The sequence below is a fragment of the Ancylobacter novellus DSM 506 genome (genome assembly GCF_000092925.1).
In the GTDB taxonomy this organism is placed as follows: domain Bacteria; phylum Pseudomonadota; class Alphaproteobacteria; order Rhizobiales; family Xanthobacteraceae; genus Ancylobacter; species Ancylobacter novellus.
The window spans coordinates 614,235-635,415 of record NC_014217.1; the positions used below are offsets into that span (position 1 = coordinate 614,235).

The window sequence follows — 21,181 nt, forward strand, 5'->3', positions numbered from 1 at the left end:
CTATCGCTGGCATGTCGCACAGTAAAAGGTGGAGCGCCCGCTCTGCACAAGCCGGGCGATGGTGCCACGGCAGCCGGGGGTGAGGCAGGCCTCGCCCTCGCGGTCATAGGCGCGGAAGGTGTGCTGGAAATAGCCGAGCGTGCCGTCGACCTGGGCATGGTCGCGCAGCGTCGAGCCGCCGGCGGCGATCGCCTCCTCCAGCACCTCGCGGACGATGCCGACCAGCCGGCGCGTGGCGGCGGTCGGCTTGCCCGTGGCGGTGACGAGGCTCGCGGCCTGCCGCTCGGGCGAGAGGCCGGCGCGGTGCAGCGCCTCGCACACATAGATGTTGCCGAGCCCGGCCACGACCTTCTGGTCGAGCAGCGCCGCCTTGATCGGCGTACGCCGTCCGGCCAGCGCCTGGGCGAGGCTCTCGGCGTTGAAGCCGGGGCCGAGCGGCTCGGGGCCGATGTCGCGGAACAGCGGGTGCGCGTCGAGCTCGGCGCGCGGCACCAGCAGCATGGCGCCGAAGCGGCGCGGGTCGTTGTAGACGACCTCGACGCCGCCCTCCATGCGGAAGGCCACATGGTCGTGGGCGGATGTCTTGGAGCGGGCCATGACGAAATCGCCGGGGACGGAGGGCACGCCCTCGTCCGGCTCGATGCGGAAGGAGCCGGACATGCCGAGATGCATGACCAGCACCTCCGGCGCGGCGCCGTCCTGCGGCTCGATGTCGGCGACGAGATATTTGGCGCGGCGGCCAAGCCGGCCGATGCGCCGGCCAGTCAGTCGCTCGGCGAAGCGCTCGGGCAGCGGCCAGCGCAGGTCCGGCCGGCGGGCGACGGCGGCGAGGATGCGCCGTCCCTCCATCACCGGCGCGAGCCCGCGCCGGACGGTTTCGACTTCGGGCAACTCGGGCATGGCGGTGCGGATTCCTCAGCAAGCACTCTTTATATAGAGAGGCCGCGCAGGAAGCGCTTCAGCTCGCCTATGCCGGTGAAGCAATGGGCGCGCAGGCCGGCGGCGAGCGCCCCCTCCACATTGGCGATCTTGTCGTCGATCATCACCGCCTCCTCCGGCGCGACGCCGTAGAGAGCGGCGACACCTTTATATATGGCGGGAGCGGGCTTCTTGCCGCCGAACTCGGCGGCGACATGCATGGCCGGGCCGAACAGCTCGCGCAGGCCCGGCACCAACACGTCGAAATGCTCGCGCATGATGAAGCCGTTATTCGTCAGCAGCGCGATGGCGACCCTCTCGCGCAAGGCCGCCACGAGGTTGACCATCTCCATGTCGAGCGTCATGGCGAGCGCGCGGGTGCGCAGCCAGTCCTCACGCCCGAACGGCACGCCCAGCGCCTCGCCGATAGCGGTGACATAGGCCTCGGGCGTGAGCTCGCCGGTGTCGGAGGCGTCCTCGATGCCGCTGGTCCAGATCAGCCGCTCGACATCGGCGACGGTCAGCCCCGCCATCCCCGCCATGGCGGCGCGGCGCGCATCGACGTCGTAGCGCAGCATCACGTCGTCCATGTCGAAGACGAGCAGGCGCGGCGGGGAGGGAGTGTGAGTCTCGGCGCTGTCGTTCATCGTTGCCTGCCGACCCGCATGAACATCCTCATCCTGAGGTGCCCGGCGTAGGCCGGGCCTCGAAGGATGTTCGTCCGGGTGCATTTCTGGCGAGCATCCTTCGAGACTCGCTCCGCTCGCACCTCAGGATGAGGGCGTGCGGTCAGGACGAGGGGTCGTCAGCACCCGCCTCACGGCAGGGCGTCGAAGCCTTCGCCGAAGCCCTTGAGGCTGAGCGGGATGCCGATGCCTTCCTCCGGCGTCTGGAAGACGATGAAGGTGGCGTTCTGGCCGTTGCGCAGCTGGCCGATCAGCTTGTCGTCCATCACCACCTCGGCGACGCAGCCATTCGGCACGCAGCGCACGAAACCGGCGCGGCCGACATCGGCATTGTCGATCTTCAGACCGAGGCCGGAGGGCAGCAGCACGCCGAGCGGGGCGAGCACCCGCAGCAGCCGGCTCTTCTGGTCCACGGTCTTCAGCACGATGACGGTGAGGCCGACATTCGGCCGGTCGTCGGCCTGCACGCTCTGCAGCAGCACGCACTGCTCCGACTGGGCGCCGGGGGGCGTGTCGCAGCGAATCTGCCACTCGCCGTGCACCGAGCGCACGACCCCCTGCGCCGCCGCACCATTCGCGCTGGCAATCAAGGCGGCAGCGGCAAGCACCGCGAAAAAGGCTGAACGGAGTGCCGCATAGCCGGGCATGGCTCTCTCCCGAAAAGTGTCGTCGCTTAAGTCTTCTAAAGAATCGCCAGCGGCGGACAAGGCGAATCGTGCCGAGCCCCTGCCGGGGCCGGCGGAGCGGGCGCGTACAACGCCTCAGAGCCGTGTCAAGAATGCGGCCGAGAAGGCGGCTTCGCCGTGCGTCGCGCAGATAGAACGTTTCCAGCCACCGACGTCATGTCGCAGGAGGGGAGGGGCCGTGGCGCGTTGCCCAGGTGTCCTTTTTGTGTTTGATGAGGATCAAATGCCACTGGCCCGGCACGCGCTTTTCATGGCCATGGCCGGGTCGCGGGGGATTTGATGGGAGTGACGATCGCGATGAATTCGTGGATCCGCAATGCTGCGCGCACGGCCGCCGGCCTTGCCGGAGGTGTCTTCGGCATGTTGGCGCTGGCGCTCGCCGGCACGGGAGCGGCGCTGGCGGGCACGGGGCAGCCCTCGCCGTGGCAGATCAATCTTCAGGGAGCGGCCTCTCCGGTGATGGAGAGCATCCACTCCTTCCACGCCTTCCTGCTCGCGATCATCATCGCCGTCGTGCTTCTGGTGCTGGTGCTGCTGATCGTCGTGATGGTCAAGTTCAACGAGAAGGCCAATCCTGTGCCTTCCCGTACCACCCACAACACGCTGATCGAGGTGGCTTGGACGGTCATTCCGGTGCTGATCCTGGTGGCGATCGCGATCCCGTCCTTCCGTCTGCTGTTCCTGCAGCTCGACCTGCCGAAGGCCGACCTCACCGTGAAGGTGACGGGGCACCAGTGGTACTGGTCCTACGAGTATCCGGACAACGGTCCCTTCAGCTTCGACAGCCTGATGGTGCAGACCGCCGACCTCAAGCCGGACCAGCCGCGCCTGCTCACCGTCGACAACGAGGTGGTGGTGCCGGTGGGCAAGATCGTGCGCGTCCAGGTCACCGCGGCCGACGTGATCCACTCCTTCGCCCTGCCGTCCTTCGGCGTGAAGATCGACGCCCTGCCGGGCCGCCTGAACGAAAGCTGGTTCCAGGCGACCAAGGAGGGGGTGTATTATGGCCAGTGTTCGGAGCTGTGCGGGCGCGACCATGCCTTCATGCCGATCGCGATCCGCGTCGTGAGCGAGGCGGAATTCGCGACCTGGGTTGCTGAGGCCAAGCAGAAATTCGCCAGCGCCGGCACGCCGGCTCAGGTCGCGCAGAGCGAGCCGGCCGCCGGGCTGGTCGCCGCCACGCGCTAAAGCGTCGCCGGTTCGGCGTATCGAAGTTTCGAAGCGCGTGCGAACGCGCGAATGAGGGACGGTTCTATGGCATATGCAGCCGGTCACGCGGGCGATCCGACGGGTTGGAAGCGCTGGGTCTACTCCACCAACAACAAGGACATCGGCCTGATGTACCTGATCTTCGCCATCGTGGCGGGGATCGTGGGCGGCATCCTCTCCATCGGCATTCGCATGGAGCTGATGGAACCGGGCATGCAGATCTTCTCCGATCCGCAGACCTTCAACGTCTTCACCACCGGGCACGGCCTCATCATGATCTTCTTCATGGTGATGCCGGCGATGATCGGCGGCTACGGCAACTACTTCGTGCCGCTGATGATCGGCGCGCCGGACACCGCCTTCCCGCGCATCAACAACGTTGCCTTCTGGCTGCTCATCCCCTCCTTCTCGCTGGCGATCCTGTCGCTCTTCGTCGAGGGCGCGGCGGGCTCGGACGGCTTCGGCGGCGGCTGGACGATCTATCCCCCGCTCTCCTCCAAGCTCGGCCATCCCGGCCCGGCGATGGACCTGCTGATCCTGTCGCTGCACATCGCGGGCGCCTCGTCGATCCTCGGCGCGATCAACCTGATCACGACGATCCTCAACATGCGCGCCCCGGGCATGACGCTGCACAAGATGCCGCTGTTCGCCTGGGCGCAGCTCGTGACCGCCTTCCTGCTGCTGCTGTCGCTGCCGGTCCTGGCGGGCGCCATCACCATGCTGCTGACCGACCGCAACTTCGGCACGACCTTCTTCGATCCGGCCGGCGGCGGTGACCCGATCCTGTTCCAGCACCTGTTCTGGTTCTTCGGCCACCCCGAGGTGTACATCCTCATCCTGCCCGGCTTCGGCATCGTCTCGCACATCGTCTCGACCTTCTCGCGCAAGCCCGTGTTCGGCTATCTCGGCATGGCCTATGCGATGGTCGCGATCGGCGTGGTCGGCTTCGTCGTGTGGGCGCACCACATGTACACGGTCGGCCTGTCCTCCTCGACGCAGGCCTACTTCGTCGCCGCGACCATGATCATCGCGGTGCCGACGGGCGTGAAGATCTTCTCGTGGATCGCCACCATGTGGGGCGGGTCGATCTCGATGCGCGTGCCCATGCTGTGGGCGATCGGCTTCATCTTCCTGTTCACCGTCGGCGGCGTGACCGGCGTCGTGCTCTCCAATGCGGGCATCGACCGCTCGCTGCACGACACCTATTACGTGGTGGCCCACTTCCACTACGTGCTGTCGCTCGGCGCCGTGTTCGCCATCTTCGCGGGCTGGTACTACTGGGCGCCGAAGATGTTCGGCTACATGTACAGCGAGACCATCGGCAAGATTCACTTCTGGCTCACCTTCATCGGCGTGAACCTGGTGTTCTTCCCGCAGCACTTCCTTGGCCTCGCCGGCATGCCGCGCCGCTACGCCGACTATCCGGACGCCTTTGCCGGCTGGAACTACGTCTCCTCGATCGGCTCCTACATCTCGGGCTTCGCGGTGCTGGTGTTCCTGTTCGGCATCTACCGGATGTTCGCCGCCAAGGTGCCGGCCGGCGCCAATCCGTGGGGCGAGGGCGCCACGACGCTGGAATGGACGCTGCCTTCGCCGCCGCCCTTCCACCATTTCGACGTGCTGCCGCGGATCAAGTGATCCGGCAGGAACGTTGAAAACGAGATCCGGCGCGATGAAGGTCGCGCCGGTCGCACGATAGGGCCAGGGACGGGCCGCCCGGGCGCGGTCCTCCCCCGCCGCAGTCGCATCGCCGGACGCCCTGCCGTCGCGCGATGCCGGAGTGAAGTGATGAGCGACGTCGCCTCGCGCGAATACGAGCTGAGCCGCACCGGGCCGTCCCAGGCCTCGGTGTCGGACTATGTCGCGCTTCTGAAGCCGAGGGTCATGTCGCTGGTGATCTTCACCGCGCTCGTCGGCATCGTGCGCGCGCCGGGCGAGGTGCATCCGGTCATCGCCTTCACCGCGCTGCTGTGCATCGCCATCGGCGCCGGCGCCTCCGGCGCGCTCAACATGTGGTGGGACGCCGACATCGACGCGGTGATGAGCCGCACCAAGCGCCGCCCGATTCCCGCTGGCCGCGTGACGCCTGGCGAGGCGCTCGCCTTCGGCATGACGCTCGCCGTCGGCTCGGTGCTGGTGCTCGGCCTCTTGGTCAACGAGCTCTCCGCCGCGCTGCTCGCCTTTACCATCTTCTTCTACGTCGTCATCTATACGATGTGGCTGAAGCGCTGGACGCCGCAGAACATCGTCATCGGCGGCGCCGCCGGCGCCTTCCCGCCCATGGTCGGCTGGGCTGCCGCCTCGGGCGGCATCGGGCTGGAGAGCGTGCTGCTCTTCCTCATCATCTTCTTCTGGACGCCGCCGCATTTCTGGGCGCTGGCGCTCTACAAGTCCGGCGACTACGAGCGCGCCGGTGTGCCCATGCTCCCGGTCGTCGCCGGCACCGCCGAGACCCGCCGCCAGATCCTGCTCTACACGCTGATCCTGGTGCCGCTCGCCATGTCGCCGTTCTTCCTCGGCATGGCCGGGATCGGCTACGGCCTCGTCTCCGGCATCACCGGCGCGTTCATGCTGCTGCTCGCGGTCCAGGTCTATCGCCGCCGCGAGGGCGCCCCGGCCGAGCAGGCCGCCAAGCGCCTGTTCGCCTTCTCCATCCTCTATCTCTTCCTGCTCTTCGCCGTGCTCCTGGTGGAGGCGGTGGCGCCGGCCGGGTTCGGGCTCTGAGCGCATGCTGGCGAGGACACCTATGCCGGACGAGAACAAGAAGCCGGAGCCGCAGGACGAGGGCGTTGTGCTCACCGACGAGCAGAAGCGTCGCCGGCGCGCGCGCTCCATCGCCATCGCGGTCGTGCTCGGCGCGCTGTGCGTGCTGTTCTACGTGGTGACCATCGTGAAGCTCGGCCCGGCCGTGCTGGTCCGGCCGCTGTGAGGCAGTGATGGCTGAAAATTCCGGCATGTCCCCCGATACGCCTCCCGCCACCCCGCGCGCGCAGCCGCGTACCAGGAACCACCGGCTGGTCGCGGTCAGCTGCGTCGCCTTCGTCACGGCCATGGTCGGCGCCTCCTACGCCGCCGTGCCGCTCTACCAGATGTTCTGCCAGGTCACCGGCTTCGGCGGCGCGACCAGGGTCGCCACCGAGGTGCCGGCCCATCCGCTGGAACGCACGGTCGAGATCCGCTTCGACGCCAATGTGGCGCCGGGCCTCGACTGGAGCTTCGCGCCGGAAGTGCGCTCGGTCACGGTGCGCGTCGGCGAGACCAAGATGGCCTTCTACCGCGCCCACAACCGCAGCGACCGGCCCGTCACCGCGAGCGCCACCTACAATGTGACGCCGGCCCAGGCCGGCTACCATTTCGCCAAGACGCAGTGCTTCTGCTTCACCGAGCAGACGCTGCAGCCGGGCGAGACCCTGGACATGCCCGTCGTGTTCTTCGTCGATCCCGCCTTCGCGGAGGATCCGGAGATGGCCGGCGTCAAGACGATCACGCTTTCCTACACCTTCTTCCAGAAGGCGGCGCCGGTGGCCGTCGGCACGGAGAAGGGCGGAAAGACCCCTTTGTGAAACGGGCAGAACGCCACATTGCGGCCGCATCGCCGGCCCGCTAGAGAAGTAGACGGAACGGAGAGCGCGACCCATGGCCGAGGCCCACGCCAGACACCACGACTACCATATCGTCGACCCGAGCCCGTGGCCGGCCGTCGTATCGGTGTTCGCCTTCGTCCTCGCGGCCGGCGCCGTCTTCTGGATGCACGGCCAGCTCACCAGCCTGGTGATGATCGTTGGCCTGATCGGCGTCATCTACACCATGTGCGTGTGGTGGCGGGACATCATCCGCGAGGCCGAGCACCAGCACGCGCACACGCCGGTGGTGCAGCTCCATTATCGCTACGGCATGATCCTGTTCATCGCCTCCGAGGTGATGTTCTTCGTCGCCTGGTTCTGGGCCTTCTTCGACGCGGCGCTGTTCCCCGGCGAGGCGATCAACTATGCCCGCGCCGAGTTCACCGGCGGTCACTGGCCGCCGAACGGCATCGAGACGTTCAACCCGTGGCACCTGCCGCTGCTCAACACGCTGATCCTGCTGACGTCGGGCACCACGCTGACCTGGGCGCACCACGCGCTGGTGCATGGCGACCGCGACAGCGCCAAGTGGGGCCTGTGGCTCACCGTCGGCCTCGGCGTGATGTTCTCCATGCTGCAGGCCTACGAGTACAGCCACGCCGAGTTCGCCTTCTCGGGCAACATCTACGGCGCGACCTTCTTCATGGCGACCGGCTTCCACGGCTTCCACGTCATTGTCGGCACCCTCTTCCTCGCCGTCTGCCTCGGCCGCCTCTATGCCGGCCACTTCTCGCCGACGCATCACTTCGGCTTCGAGGCGGCGGCCTGGTACTGGCACTTCGTCGACGTGGTCTGGCTGTTCCTCTTCACCTTCATCTACGTGTGGGGCAGCTCGGGCGCGCCGCACTGACGACGCGGACGACATTCGGGATCGGGGGCGGCCGCGAGCCGCCCCTTTTCGTTTCGCGGCCGGCCATCGGGCGCATTGCGGATTTCCAACCGCGGGGGAACGGGAGTAGAAGCCGATCATGGACCTTCAGCCTTTCCACACCGGCGTCTCGCCCTATCAGGCGGGATTGACCTGCCGCTGCCCCCGCTGCGGGCGGGGGCGCCTGTTCAGCGGCTTCCTCAAGGTGGCGCCGTCCTGCGAGAACTGCGGGCTCGACTACAGCTTCGACGATTCCGGCGACGGTCCCGTCGTGTTCATCATCCTGGCCGCCGGCTCGCTGGTGGTTGGGCTCGCCCTGTGGGTCGAGCTGACCTGGCAGCCGCCGCTCTGGGTGCATGCCCTGCTGTGGACGCCGCTGGTGCTGATCTCCACCCTCGGCCTGCTGCGCCCGCTGAAAGCCACGCTGATCGCCCTGCAATACGCCAAGCGCGCGCAAGAGGGGCGTCTGGACAAGGGTGAGGCGTGAGCGTTTCCGGCCGCTCCGCGCGCAAGCTGCTGCCCGTCGCGCTGGTCGTCCTCGCCGCCTTCGGCGTGCTGGTCGGGCTGGGCGTGTGGCAGCTCGAGCGCCTTGCCTGGAAAGAGGGCCTCATCGCCAAGGTGGAGGCCCGCATCCATCGCGAGCCGGTGGACCCGCCCGCCGAGGCCGACTGGCCGGAAATCAACTACGATCGCGATGAATATCGCCGGGTGAGCGTGCAGGGCCGCCTGCGCCACGACCTCGAAGTACAGGTCTATGCGCTGATCGACACGGCGCCGGACGGCTCGGGCGGGCCGGGCTACTGGGTGATCACGCCGCTGGTGACGGCGGACGGCTCCACCATCCTGGTCAATCGCGGCTTCGTGCCGACCGACCGCCGCTCGCCCGCGACGCGCGCGGAAGGGCAGGTCGACGGTCTTGTCACCATCACCGGCCTGCTGCGCCTGCCGGAAGAGGCGGTGCTGTTCACGCCTGCCAACGATCCGGCGAAGGACAGCTGGTTCGTGCGCGATCCCGAGGCGATCGCGAGCGCCAAGGGGCTGGTGCGCGTCGCGCCTTTCCTCATCGACGCCGACGCGACGCCCAATCCCGGCGGCTTGCCGCGCGGCGGGCTGACCCGTATCGCCTTCCCCAACCGCCACCTCGAATATGCGCTGACCTGGTTCGGCCTCGCCGCCACGCTGCTCGGCGTCTTCGCCGCCTATGCCTGGAGCCGCCTGCGGCGCGGGTGAGGGGAGGTCGCTACCTCTCGCTACCTTTTTCGCCGGCTTGCTGGCACCCATGGTCGTCCGCCGCCATCGCTTGCTTGCCTCCGCCCGCCCCCGCCACTAGTTTGCCGCCGATTTCTTAAGCCGGAGGCGCGCGTGCGCTACATCTCGACCCGCGGCGAAGCCCCCGTGCTCGCCTTCTCCGACGCGCTGCTCGCCGGCCTTGCGCGCGACGGCGGCCTCTATGTGCCCGAGACCTTCCCGGCGCTCGCGCCGGCCGACATAGCGCGCCTCGCCGGCCGGCCCTATGCCGAGGCAGCGTGCAAGGTGATCACGCCCTTCGTCGACGAGGTGTTCACCCCGGAGGTGCTGCGCCCGATGCTCGACGAGGCCTATGCGAGCTTCCGCCACCCGGCGACGACGCCGCTGGTGCAGATCGCCCCCAACCGCTTCGTGCTGGAGCTGTTCCACGGTCCGACGCTCGCCTTCAAGGACGTGGCGATGCAGCTGCTCGGGCGCATGATGGATCATGTGCTGACCCAGCGCGATCAGCGCGCCACAATAGTCGGCGCCACCTCCGGCGATACGGGCAGCGCCGCCATCGAGGCGTTCCGCGGACGCGCCCGCACCGACGTGTTCATCCTCTATCCCGCCGGCCGCGTCTCCGAGGTGCAGCGCCGGCAGATGACGACGGTGCCGGACGCCAATGTCCACGCCATCGCCGTCGAGGGCACCTTCGACGACTGCCAGGCGCATGTGAAGGGGATGTTCAACCATCACGCCTTCCGCGACCGGCTGCGCCTCGCCGGCGTGAACTCGATCAACTGGGCGCGCATCGTCGCGCAGGTCGTCTACTATTTCGTCGCCGGCGCCGCGCTCGGCGCGCCGCATCGGCCGGTCTCCTTCGTGGTGCCGACCGGCAATTTCGGCGACGTGCTCGCCGGCTTCGTCGCCAAGCGCATGGGCCTCACCGTCGACCGGCTGGTGATCGCTACCAATGTCAACGACATCCTCGCCCGCACGCTGGCCTCCGGCCGCTACGAGGTGACCGGCGTGGTGCCGTCCTCCTCGCCGTCGATGGACATCCAGGTCTCGTCGAATTTCGAGCGCGTGCTGTTCGAGGCGCTGGACCGCGACGCCGGCGCGCTGCGGGGCCTGATGGCGGCATTGAACCAGTCCGGCGCCTTCTCGCCGTCCAACCGGGCGCTGGAGGCGATCCGCGCCGATTTCGACGCCGGCCGCACCGACGAGGCGCAGACCGCCGAGACCATCGCCCGCGTGCGCCGCGAGACCAGCTACCTGCTCGACCCGCATTCGGCCGTCGCCGTCTCGGTCGCCGAGCGCATCCAGCACGACCCGCGCGTGCCGCAGGTGGTGCTCTCGACCGCCCATCCGGCGAAGTTCCCCGACGCGGTGGAGCGCGCCTGCGGCGAGCGTCCGGCGCTGCCGCCGCACCTCGCCGATCTGATGGAGCGTGAGGAGCGCACGCCGACCCTGCCCAACGACATCGCCGCCATCGAGGCCTATATCTCCCGCCACGCCCGCGCCGCGGAGCCCGCCCTGTGAGTGCCGATACGCCGGCAGGCCCGCGCATCACCAAGCTCGACTCCGGTGTCACCGTCGTCACCGACGCGATGCCCCACCTCGCCACCGCCTCGCTCGGCATCTGGGCCGGCGCCGGCTCGCGCGACGAGGAGCCGGACGAGCACGGCATCTCGCACCTTCTCGAGCACATGGCGTTCAAGGGCACGAAGCGCCGCTCCGCCCGCGCCATCGCCGAGGAGATCGAGGCGGTCGGCGGTGACATCAACGCTGCCACCAGTGTCGAGCACACCACCTACAATGCCCGCGTGCTGGCCGAGGACGTGCCGCTCGCCATCGACGTGCTGTCCGACATCCTCGCCGAGCCGGCCTTCGATCCGGAGGAGCTGACGCGCGAGCACAATGTCATCGTGCAGGAGATCGGCGCCGCGCTCGACACGCCGGACGATCTCGTCTTCGACCTGTTCCAGGAGCGCGCCTTCCCCGGCCAGCCGATCGGTCGCTCCATCCTCGGCACGCCGCAGAGCGTGCGCTCCTTCGGCCCGGACCGGCTGCGCGCCTATCTCGCGCGCAACTACCGCGCGCCGAAGCTGATCGTCGCCGCCGCCGGCGCGGTCGACCACGATTCCATCGTCGCCGAGGTGGACCGGCGCCTTGGCGGCTTCGGCCGCGAGGACAAGCCGGCGCCGGTGGCGGGGCATTACCAGGGCGGCGTCGAGATCGGCGGCGGGCGTGACCTTGAGCAGGCGCATCTCCTGATCGGCCTGCCGGGCCTGTCCTACCGCGATCCCGGCTTCCACGCGCTGCAGGTGTTCACCAACGTGCTGGGCGGGGGCATGTCCTCGCGCCTGTTCCAGGAGGTGCGCGAGGCGCGCGGCCTCTGCTACGCGGTCTATTCCTTCCACTGGGGCTATGCCGACACGGGCCTGTTCGGCGTCTATGCCGGCACCGATGGCGGCGACGTCGACGAGCTGGTCGACGTGGTAGTGGATGAGATCGCCGGCGCCATCGACACCATGACCGAGGTCGAGCTCGCCCGCTCCAAGGCGCAGGCCAAGGTAGGGCTGTTGGCGGCGCTGGAGAGCTCCGGCGCGCGCGCCGACCAGCTCGCCCGGCAGATGCTCGCCTTCGGCCGGCCGATCCCGCTGGAGGAGATCGTCGCCAAGGTCGAGGCGGTGACGCTGGAGGGCGCCAAGGCGGCGGGCAGGGCGCTGATCGCGCGCGGCCGGCCGACCTTTGCGGCGCTCGGCCCTGCAAAGCCTCTTGAATCGGCGGCGCGCATCGCGGAACGTCTATCCGCAGCATAACCCGCCTCACGGCACACCTAATGGCCCTGTTCCGCACTGTTTCCTGGCATGAGCCGCCGTCGCTCATCGAAGGCGAGCGGGTGGTGCTGCGCATGCCGCAGATGTCGGATTTCACCGCCTGGGCGTCCCTGCGCGAGGAAAGCCGCGGCTTCCTCACGCCGTGGGAGCCGATCTGGCCGCCCTATGACCTCACCCGCGGCTCCTTCCGCCGCCGCATGCGCCGCTATGCGCGCGACGTGCGCGAGGACAGCGCCTATCCCTTCCTCGTCTTCCGCCGTACCGACCGGGCGCTGCTCGGCGGGCTGTCGCTGTCCAATGTGCGGCGCGGTGTCACCCAGACGGCGAGTCTGGGCTACTGGATGGGCGCGCCCCACGCCGGCAAGGGCTATATGAGCGCGGCGGTGCGAGCGCTGCTGCCCTTCGCCCATGGCACGCTGGGACTGCGGCGCATCGAGGCGGCCTGCCTGCCGCACAACGAGCCCTCGATAAAGCTCTTGGAGCGCACCGGCTTCCGTCGCGAGGGTTATGGCCGGGAATATCTCTGCATCAACGGCGTCTGGCAGGACCACCTGCTCTATGCCCGCCTCGGCAGCGACCCCATCGCACCGGTGGCGGGTATCGCCGCGCCTAGTTTAGTGCCGTTCGAAAGTGGAAAAGAGTTGAACGGAGACGGCTAGTCTGGAATTCATAAAAGATAGCTTAGGTAAGACTGCTTAGATCGGATCACGTGATCGATAGATCGGGTTTTGCCGATTGACGGCCTGGCGGAATAGGGCGAAAAGAGAAGACGAGAGCTAAATTTAGAATAATTCTAAGTGGCCCGTCACTTTGGTTCTGCCTTCCGATGATCGTCTGCTCGTGTAATGTGCTGTCCGACCGTCAGATCCGCAACGCGGTGACGGAGACGCAGGCCGTGCGCACGGCGGGTCAGGTCTATCGCTGCCTCGGCTGCTCGGCCCAGTGCGGCCGCTGCGCCCGCACCATCCGCAAGCTCATCGACGACGTGAACGCCTCCGCCTGCGGCGGCTGCGCCCGCGAATGTCCGGTCTCCGCCCACGCCATGCCGGCGGAGTGAGGGCGCGGTCTACTGGGCGCCCATCCCTGAGAACATGTAGCGCACCCTCATCCTGAGGTGCCGCCAAAGGCGGCCTCGAAGGATGCTCGCCTTGGCGCACCCGGACGACCATCCTTCGAGGCTCGCTGCGCTTGCACCTCAGGATGAGGTTCATCCGAGCGGGGCGGCGCTGATGTGCAACCAGCCATCCCTGTTGAAACCGCCCGCGCTCTCGCGCCGGCGTCGCTTTGCGCCTTGCGCCATTATTGGAACTATTCTAAACAATGGCGGCTCATCGCGAACAGGAGAGGCCGCAGCCATGAAGGGCGATCCCAAGGTCATCGAATATCTCAACCGCGGCGTCCGCTCGGAGCTCACCGCAATCAACCAGTACTGGCTGCATTACCGCATGCTCGACAACTGGGGTTACAAGAAGCTCGCCGCCAAGTGGCGCGCGGAATCGATCGAGGAGATGCACCACGCGGATCGCTTCATCGACCGCATCCTCTTCCTCGACGGCTTCCCCAACCTGCAGGTGCTCGACCCGTTGCGCATCGGCCAGGACGTGAAGGAAGTGGTGGAGTGCGACCTCGCCGCCGAGGTCGAGGCCCGCGCGCTCTACCAGGAGGCCGCCACCTATTGCGAGACGGTGCAGGACTATCCGAGCCGCGACCTGTTCAAGGCGCTGATGGCGGACGAGGAAGGCCATATCGACTTCCTCGAGACCCAGCTCGACCTGATCGACAAGCTCGGCCTGCAGCTCTACGCCCAGCACCATATCGGCGATCTCGACGACTGAGTGCTGCCCCGTTCGGGAAGCCATAAAAGGTCGGTCGCGAGACCGGCCTTTTTTCGTTGCGCTCCCGGTCGCAACGCGGCACATGCCGCTGCGTCCGCGCGGCTTTTCGCTGGCGGCGCTCGCTAGATTTGCATTAGACTTATTCTAACTTATTGAACTAACGTAGTTTTTCTTTGACCCTCGGCCGGCGCTCGGCTACCGCCTCCAGCGAACCTACCGTCAACCCGTGATCGGCATGGCCGGCGGGTGCTGCACGCAGGAGACGAGAATGGTCAGGACCGCCGCCAATTCCCTTGCCCGCCGCCTCGCCGTCGCCGGCTCGCTCGCCGCCGGCCTGGCCCTCGCGCCGCTCGGCGCCTCGGCCGAGGAAGTGGTGAACATCTACACCACCCGCGAGCCGGGCCTCGCCAAGCCGCTCTTCGACGCTTTCACCGCGAAGACCGGCGTCAAGGTCAACAGCGTCTTCGTCAAGGACGGCCTCGCCGAGCGCGTGAAGGCCGAGGGCGAGGGCTCGCCCGCCGACGTGCTGATGACCGTCGACATCGGCTCGCTGCTCGACCTCGTCGACCAGGGCGTCACCCAGCCGGTGAAGTCGGACGTGCTGGAGAAGGCGATCCCCGCCAATCTGCGCGCCCCGGACGGCTCGTGGTACGCGCTCTCGGCGCGCGCCCGCGTCGCCTATCTCTCCAAGGACCGGGTGAAGCTCGACGCCATCACCTATGAGGACTTCGCCGATCCTAAGTACAAGGGCGAGGTCTGCATCCGCTCCGGCAAGCACCCCTACAACACCGCGCTGATCGCCGCCTACATCGTCCATCACGGCGAGGCGAAGGCGGAGGAATGGCTGAAGGGCGTGAAGGCCAACCTCGCCCGCAAGGCCGCCGGTGGCGACCGCGAAGTGGCGCGCGATATCCTCGGCGACATCTGCGACCTCGGCCTCGCCAATTCCTACTATGTGGGCCTGATGCGCTCCGGCAAGGGCGGCCCCGAGCAGGAGGAATGGGCCAAGGCGATCAACGTCGTGCTGCCCACCTTCCAGGGCGGCGGCACGCATGTGAACATCTCCGGCGCCACCGTCGCCAAGAACGCGCCGAATAAGGGCAACGCCGTCAAGCTGCTGGAATATCTCGTCTCGCCCGAAGCGCAGGACCTCTACGCCAAGGGCAATTACGAATATCCGGTGGTGCCCGAGGCGCCGGTCGACCCGATCATCGCCGCTTTCGGCCCGCTCAAGGTCGACAATGTCGACCTCGTCGCGGTGGCCAAGGCGCGCAAGGCGGCGGCCAACCTCGCCGACAAGGTCGGCTTCGACAACTGAGCGGTACGGGCGGCCTCGCGCCGCCCGGTCCGCCTCCGTCCGGAGCGGCTTCCGCCCCGGCACGTTCCGCGACATGACGTTGACTGTTAGCGACCGTTCCGCGCCCCCGCGCGCCCCCGGCCACCCGCTGCTGCGGGCGGCGACGGGGGCGGTCGTGCTTCTGGTGCTGCTGCCGCTCATCGCGCTCGTCTGGGCGGCGCTGAACGGCTCGGGCGATCTCTGGCCGCATCTGATCGCCAACGTCATCCCGCACGCGCTGATCGAGACGGCGCTGCTCGTCCTCGGCGTCGGCGTCGTCGCCGGGGTGATCGGCACCGGCACGGCGTGGCTGGTGGCGGTGTGCCGCTTCCCCGGACGGGCGGTGTTCGAATGGGCGCTGCTGCTACCCCTCGCCATCCCGACCTACATCCAGGCCTTCGTCTATGTCGACGCGGTGCATCCGCTCGGCCCCATCCCGACGCTGATCCGCACCACCTTCGGCCTCGCGCCGCGCGACCTCTGGCTGCCGGAGGTGCGCTCGCTGCCCGGTTGCATCCTCCTCCTCGGGCTGGTGCTCTACCCCTACGTCTATCTCGTCGCCCGCTCCGCCTTCCTGGTGCAGACCGCCTCGGTGCTGGATGCGGCGCGCACGCTTGGCGTCGGCGCGACGGAAGCCTTCTTCCGCATCGCTTTGCCGCTCGCCCGCCCCGCCATCGCGGTGGGCGTGACGCTGGCGCTGATGGAGACGGTGAACGACATCGGCGCCTCCGAATTCCTCGGCGTGCAGACGCTCACCCTGTCGATCTATTCGACTTGGCTCAACCGCTCGAGCCTGCCCGGCGCGGCGCAGATCGCCCTCTTCATGCTGGCGCTGATGGTCGGCCTCGTGCTGCTGGAGCGCTGGGGCCGGCGGCACCTGCGTGTCGCCAACATAGGCGGGCGCTCGCATGCGCCGGTGCGCCGCCCGCTCTCAGCCGGGCAGGGGGCGCTCGCGCTGCTGGCCTGCTTCGTCCCGGTGCTGCTCGGCTTCCTCATGCCGGCCGGCCACCTCGCTTTGGCGGCCTGGAAGCGGCTTCAGTTCCACGGCATCCCGCAGACTATCCTCGTCGAGACGGCGAACACCGCGCTGTTCGCCGCCATCGGCACGGCGCTGGCGCTCGCCTGCGGCTTCCTCGTCGTGGTGACGCTGCGTACCGGCGCGCTGCGCTCCGGCCTCGCCTTGCGCCTCGCCGGCCTCGGCTATGCCGTGCCGGGCACGGTGCTGGCGGTCGGCCTCCTGGTGCCGCTCGCCGGCTTCGACAACATGGTCTCGCATGTCAGCCAGCAGCTCACCGGCATCTCCACCGGGCTGCTGCTGTCGGGCTCCGGCGCGGCGCTGATCATCGCCTATGTCATCCGCTTCCTCGCCATCCCGGTCGGCGGGCTGGAAGCCGGCTACGGCAAGATCGGCCCCTCGCTCGACATGGCCGCGCGCAGCCTCGGCGAGAAGCCGGGCGGGGTGATCAGGCGCATCCACCTGCCGCTGCTGCGGCCCGCGCTCGGGGCGGCGGCACTCCTGGTCTTCGTCGACTGCATGAAGGAGTTGCCGGCGACGCTGATGCTGCGCCCGCTCAATTTCGAGACGCTGGCGAGCCACGTCTATGCCGAGGCCGCGCGCGGCACCTATGAGGACGGCGCGCTGGCGGCATTGCTGATCGTCCTGGTTGGCCTCGCCCCGGTCATCCTTCTGGCGCGGCTGAGCCGGCCGCAGCACGACTGAGTTCGAGGCAAGCGGCTCCATTCTCCGTCATCCCGGACGGCCGCAGGCCGATCCGGGATCGCATGCCGAATGGAGAGCGATCCCGGCTCTACGGCTTCGCCTTCGGCCGGGATGACGGCGGAATGTGGAGACTCGTTCTCACACCGCCAGCTGCGGCAGGTCGCGGTAGAGCTCCAGCGCTTCCGGGTTGGCCAGCGCCTCGGTGTTCTTAACCGGGCGGCCATGCACGACGTCGCGCACGGCGAGCTCGGTGATCTTGCCCGAGCGCGTGCGCGGTATGTCGGCCACGGCGACGATCTTGGCCGGCACATGGCGCGGGCTCGCCCCGGTGCGGATCTGCGTCCTGATGCGCTTCTCCAACGCCTCGTCGAGGCCGACGCCCTCCTTCAGCCGCACGAACAGCACCACCCGAACGTCGTTGTCCCAGTCCTGGCCGATGGCGATGGCCTCGACGATCTCCGGCACCTGCTCGGCCTGGGCGTAGATCTCGGCGGTGCCGATGCGCACCCCCTGCGGGTTCAGCGTCGCGTCGGAGCGGCCGTGGATGATGATGCCGCCATGCTCGGTCCATTCGGCGAAGTCGCCGTGGCACCACACATTCGGGAAGCGCTCGAAATAGGCGGCGCGGTACTTGGCACCCTCCGGGTCGTTCCAGAACATCACCGGCATGCAGGGGAAGGGGCGGGTGCAGACCAGCTCGCCGCGCTCGCCGAACACCTGCCTGCCCTCGTCCGACCACACCTCCACCGCCATGCCGAGCCCCGGCGCCTGGATCTCGCCGCGCCAGACCGGCGCGGTCGGATCGCCCAGCACGAAGCACGAGACGATGTCGGTGCCGCCGGAGATGGAGGCGAGGTGGAGGTCCTGCTTGATCGCCTCGTAGACATAGGCGAAGTCCGCCGGCGCCAGCGGCGAGCCGGTCGAGGTCATCGCCTTCAGCGTCGAGAGGTCATGTGCCTCGCCCGGCCGCACGCCCTCCTTGCGCAGCGAATCGATGTACTTCGCCGAGGTGCCGAACAGGGCGAAGCGCTCGGCTTCGGCATAGTCCCACAGCACGTCGGGCGATGGCGCGAAGGGCGAGCCGTCGAACAGGCAGAGCGTAAGGTTGCTGGCGAGGCCGGTGACCAGCCAGTTCCACATCATCCAGCCGCAGGTGGTGAAGTAGAACAGCCGCTCGCCCGGCTTCAGGTCGCATTGCAGCCGGTGCTCCTTGATGTGCTGGAGCAGCGTGCCGCCGGCGCCATGCACGATGCATTTCGGCACGCCGGTGGTGCCGGAGGAGAACAGGATGAAGGCCGGATGGTTGAAGGGCAGCCGCTCGAAAGCGAGCGGCGCCGGTTTGAGGCCGGCGGTGAAGCCGTCGAGCGAGACGCCGTTCGGCAGGCCGGCCGCCACCTCCTCGGCCTCGCCGAGATAGGGCACGATCACCGTGCGCGCGAGGCTCGGCATGTGCGGCACGACGTTTCTGAGCTTGTCGCCGATCGAGACGCGCTTGCCATTGTACCAATAGCCGTCGCAGGCGACGTAGACCTTGGGCTCGATCTGGCCGAAGCGGTCGAGGATGCCGCGCTCGCCGAAATCGGGCGAGCAGGAGGAGAAGATCGCCCCGAGCGAGGTGGTCGCCAGCATGACGGCGATGGTCTCGGGCATGTTCGGCATGGTCGCCGCCACCCGGTCGCCGACGCCGACGCCGGCCGCGCGCAGCGCCTGCTGCAGGCGGGAAACGAGCTCGGTCAGTTCGCCGAAGCTCACCTGCCGCTCGACCTTGTCCTCGCCGCGGAAAATGAGCGCGATGCTGGCGGGATCGCGCGGGCGCAGCAGGTTCTCGGCGTAGTTCAGCCTCGCCTGCGGGAAGAACGTCGCGCCGGGCATCCGATTCCCGTCGACCAGCGCCGGGCCGCTACGCTCGCCGATCACCTCGCCGAGCTCCCACACTTCCTGCCAGAAGGCGCCGGGATGCTCGATCGACCAGCGATGCAGGTCGCGATAGTCGGCGAGCGCCGTGCCGTGCCGGGCGTTCACCGTCTTGACGAGCGCCGCGACGGCCGTGTGGGCAACCCTCTCGGGGGAAGGAATCCACAAAGGTTCCCCGTCCGTCGCACCCATCCTCGCCTCCCTTGCGTCTTGCATTATCCCGGACCGGCACACCGGCGGCTCGGCCGTTTGGCTGAGTCATAGCGCCCGGCTCGCTTCCTGTCAGGCCATCAAACAGACACAGAAGCCTCAGATGTTCCAGCCGCTTTGAAACGGATCAGTGCCGTCCACGCGGCCTGACCTTGCGCGGCTTCGTCCCGATGCTGTAGCGAGGGCCGGGGGCACGTCGAACCTAGATGAAGAAACTCGTTCCGATCCTTCTCCTGCCCATCGTGGCGGCGCTGGCCGCCGGCGTCGTCGCGTCCCGGCTCGCGACGCAGGAGAGGCTGCGGCACGAGGTGGAGACCATGGTGCAGGCCGCGATCGGCCGGCAGCCCGCCATTACCGGCGACGTGTCCTTCTCCGTGTTCCCTTGGCCGGCTATCGAGGTGGATGGGCTGGCTATCGACGACCCGCGGGCGCGGCTCGAAGTGGGCGAGGCGCGCATCGTGCTCGACCTGCTGCCGCTGCTGACCGGGCGCGCGAGCCCGGACTATATTGAGCTCACCGACGCCGACCTCACCCTCGCCGATCCGGGCGACAGCACCAAGGCGCTCGGCGCGCTGATCACCGGTCTCGGCACTGCCGAATCCGACGCCGATCTCTATGTCACCGACGGCAGCGTGAAGATCGCGCGCGGCAATGGCGGCGAGATGCTGATCCCGCAGGCCGACATGCGCATCGGCTGGCGTGGCGGCCGCGACGTGACCGCCAAGGGCCGGGCGACCTGGCGCGGCGAGCCGCTGGACATCGACCTCAACCTCTCCGGCCTCTCGGCCCTCGCTTCCGGCGGCATCGGTAGCCTGAAGCTCGCGGTATCCGGCACGCCGGCGGAGCTCTCCTTCCAGGGCGGCGCTCGGCTCGCCGGCGGGCCGGTAGTGACCGGCACGCTCGCCGTGGCCTCGCGCCAGCTCCGCGACGCTCTGGAATGGCTCGATTTCGACGCGCCGACTGAGCGCGGCTTCGGCGCCTTCGCCCTCAACGGCAGCGCGCAGCTCTCCGCGCAGGGCGTGGTGCTGGGCGAGGCGCGCGTCGAGCTCGACGGCAATGCCGGCGTCGGCGGCTTCAACCTGCGTTTCGACGGCGGCCGCGCCATCGTGCAGGGCTCGCTGGCGAGCGAGCAGCTCGACCTCTCGCCCTATGGCCAGCTCGCGCTTTCCGGCGGGCAGGGCGGTAGCTGGAACAGCGAGGACATCGACCTGCACCGCACGCGCGCGCTCGACGTGGACCTGCGGCTCTCCGCCCAGCAGGTGCGCGCGGGCGACGCGGAACTCCAGCGCATGGCGGCGAGCGCGACGCTGAAGGGCGGCAAGCTCTCCCTCACCATCGGCGAGGCCGAGGCCTGGGGCGGCATCTTCCGCGCCGCGCTGCACGTCTCGCCGCTCGACAAGGCCGCGGGAGCGGATGTGCGCGTCGACCTGTCGGCGGACGACGTGGCGCTGGCGCGCGCGCTCGGCGAGCTGTTCCGGATGCCGCGGCTGGAAGGGAACGGCTCCTTCCGCCTCTCGGCGAGCGGCTCGGGCGCCAGCATCATGGACATCGTCGCCAATCTGAACGGCGCCTTCACGCTCAATGGCGAGCAGGGAGCCCTCGTCGGCATCGACGTCGGGCGTATCCTGGCGCGGCTGGAGAAGCGCCCGCTGTCGGGCGCCGGCGACCTGCGCGGCGGGCGCACGCCCTATGACAGCGTCGTCATCGACGCCAGCATCGAGGACGGCGTCGCCAAGCTCGACCGCGTCGATCTCACCAGCACCAAGCTGCGCGTCGGCCTCGCCGGCGAGACTTCCATCGCCGCGCGCGACCTCGATTTCGCCGGCACCGCCCAGCTCGTCGGCCCGCCTGCCGAAGCTCCGAAGGCGGGCACCAAGCCGGACGCGGCGGTCGCCACGCCGGCGTCCTTCGAACTGCCCTTCATCGTGCGCGGCGACTGGGAGCGGCCCATCGTGCTGCCCGACCCGCAGGCGCTGATCCGCCGCTCCGGCGCTGCCCGGCCGCTGTTCGGCAGCCCCGACAAGATGGGCGTCGCCGGCCCGTTGCCGTGAAGTCGGCTCGTAAATTCACTTTCCCTCATCCCCGGGCTTGATCCGGGGACCC

Annotated in this window: 20 protein-coding genes; 16 read left to right on the forward strand and 4 right to left on the reverse strand. The window is 68.5% G+C overall.

Annotated elements, in window-relative coordinates; all coding sequences use genetic code 11:
- The 3 genes from mutM to SNOV_RS02945 all read right to left on the reverse strand — a co-directional run bounded on the left by mutM (position 1) and on the right by SNOV_RS02945 (position 2,251).
- Complete coding sequence (mutM, locus tag SNOV_RS02935; RefSeq protein ID WP_013165419.1) at positions 1-900, reverse strand: bifunctional DNA-formamidopyrimidine glycosylase/DNA-(apurinic or apyrimidinic site) lyase; 900 nt, start codon at positions 898-900, stop codon at positions 1-3.
- Positions 901-929: 29 nt separating this feature from the next.
- Positions 930-1,565, reverse strand: coding sequence for an HAD-IA family hydrolase (locus SNOV_RS02940; RefSeq protein WP_013165420.1), 636 nt, complete (start codon positions 1,563-1,565; stop codon positions 930-932).
- Positions 1,566-1,735: 170 nt separating this feature from the next.
- Positions 1,736-2,251: an invasion associated locus B family protein gene (locus SNOV_RS02945; RefSeq protein WP_013165421.1), complete on the reverse strand. Its 516-nt coding sequence runs from the start codon at positions 2,249-2,251 to the stop codon at positions 1,736-1,738.
- Between the two features lie 399 nt (positions 2,252-2,650).
- Here SNOV_RS02945 and coxB point away from each other — a divergent pair, with 399 nt between their 5' ends.
- From coxB to SNOV_RS03020, 15 genes are all read left to right on the forward strand, one after another.
- Positions 2,651-3,478: a cytochrome c oxidase subunit II gene (gene coxB, locus SNOV_RS02950; protein WP_013165422.1), complete on the forward strand. Its 828-nt coding sequence runs from the start codon at positions 2,651-2,653 to the stop codon at positions 3,476-3,478.
- Positions 3,479-3,544: 66 nt separating this feature from the next.
- Entirely contained in the window at positions 3,545-5,137 is a 1,593-nt protein-coding gene (gene ctaD, locus SNOV_RS02955) for a cytochrome c oxidase subunit I (protein WP_013165423.1), read from the forward strand.
- Between the two features lie 150 nt (positions 5,138-5,287).
- Positions 5,288-6,223, forward strand: coding sequence for a heme o synthase (locus tag SNOV_RS02960; RefSeq protein WP_013165424.1), 936 nt, complete (start codon positions 5,288-5,290; stop codon positions 6,221-6,223).
- A gap of 22 nt (positions 6,224-6,245) precedes the next feature.
- Positions 6,246-6,428, forward strand: coding sequence for a hypothetical protein (locus SNOV_RS02965; RefSeq protein ID WP_013165425.1), 183 nt, complete (start codon positions 6,246-6,248; stop codon positions 6,426-6,428).
- Positions 6,429-6,435: 7 nt separating this feature from the next.
- A complete protein-coding gene (locus SNOV_RS02970; protein ID WP_013165426.1) occupies positions 6,436-7,062 on the forward strand; it encodes a cytochrome c oxidase assembly protein in 627 nt (208 codons plus the stop codon).
- A 73-nt stretch (positions 7,063-7,135) separates the two neighbouring features.
- Entirely contained in the window at positions 7,136-7,972 is an 837-nt protein-coding gene (locus SNOV_RS02975) for a cytochrome c oxidase subunit 3 (protein WP_013165427.1), read from the forward strand.
- 118 nt (positions 7,973-8,090) lie between these two features.
- Positions 8,091-8,477 (forward strand): DUF983 domain-containing protein, encoded by a 387-nt coding sequence (locus tag SNOV_RS02980; RefSeq protein WP_013165428.1) that lies wholly within the window; start codon positions 8,091-8,093, stop codon positions 8,475-8,477.
- Positions 8,474-9,220: an SURF1 family protein gene (locus tag SNOV_RS02985; protein WP_013165429.1), complete on the forward strand. Its 747-nt coding sequence runs from the start codon at positions 8,474-8,476 to the stop codon at positions 9,218-9,220. The genes SNOV_RS02980 and SNOV_RS02985 overlap by 4 nt, the downstream gene beginning before the upstream one ends.
- 132 nt (positions 9,221-9,352) lie before the next feature.
- Positions 9,353-10,762: a threonine synthase gene (gene thrC, locus SNOV_RS02990; RefSeq protein WP_013165430.1), complete on the forward strand. Its 1,410-nt coding sequence runs from the start codon at positions 9,353-9,355 to the stop codon at positions 10,760-10,762.
- The gene (locus tag SNOV_RS02995; protein WP_013165431.1) at positions 10,759-12,045 is read left to right on the forward strand and encodes a M16 family metallopeptidase; all 1,287 of its coding nucleotides are present in this window, start codon (positions 10,759-10,761) and stop codon (positions 12,043-12,045) included. Before thrC ends, SNOV_RS02995 begins: the two co-directional genes overlap by 4 nt.
- 20 nt (positions 12,046-12,065) lie before the next feature.
- Complete coding sequence (locus SNOV_RS03000) at positions 12,066-12,722, forward strand: GNAT family N-acetyltransferase (protein ID WP_013165432.1); 657 nt, start codon at positions 12,066-12,068, stop codon at positions 12,720-12,722.
- 167 nt (positions 12,723-12,889) lie between these two features.
- Positions 12,890-13,120, forward strand: a complete 231-nt coding sequence (locus tag SNOV_RS03005) for a (2Fe-2S)-binding protein (protein ID WP_013165433.1) — start codon at positions 12,890-12,892, stop codon at positions 13,118-13,120.
- Between the two features lie 298 nt (positions 13,121-13,418).
- On the forward strand, positions 13,419-13,898 hold the full coding sequence (gene bfr / locus SNOV_RS03010) for a bacterioferritin (RefSeq protein WP_013165434.1): 480 nt from the start codon (positions 13,419-13,421) through the stop codon (positions 13,896-13,898).
- Between the two features lie 268 nt (positions 13,899-14,166).
- Positions 14,167-15,216 carry an extracellular solute-binding protein gene (locus SNOV_RS03015; RefSeq protein WP_013165435.1) on the forward strand — a complete coding sequence of 350 codons (1,050 nt, stop codon included), beginning with the start codon at positions 14,167-14,169 and terminating at the stop codon, positions 15,214-15,216.
- Between the two features lie 73 nt (positions 15,217-15,289).
- Positions 15,290-16,954 (forward strand): ABC transporter permease, encoded by a 1,665-nt coding sequence (locus SNOV_RS03020; RefSeq protein WP_013165436.1) that lies wholly within the window; start codon positions 15,290-15,292, stop codon positions 16,952-16,954.
- 138 nt (positions 16,955-17,092) lie between these two features.
- Here SNOV_RS03020 and SNOV_RS03025 read toward each other — a convergent pair whose 3' ends face one another.
- On the reverse strand, positions 17,093-19,060 hold the full coding sequence (locus SNOV_RS03025; protein ID WP_013165437.1) for an acetoacetate--CoA ligase: 1,968 nt from the start codon (positions 19,058-19,060) through the stop codon (positions 17,093-17,095).
- Positions 19,061-19,284: 224 nt separating this feature from the next.
- On the opposite strand from SNOV_RS03025, the gene SNOV_RS03030 reads away from it, so the two are divergent.
- Complete coding sequence (locus SNOV_RS03030; protein ID WP_013165438.1) at positions 19,285-21,129, forward strand: AsmA family protein; 1,845 nt, start codon at positions 19,285-19,287, stop codon at positions 21,127-21,129.
- Positions 21,130-21,181: the final 52 nt, after the last annotated feature.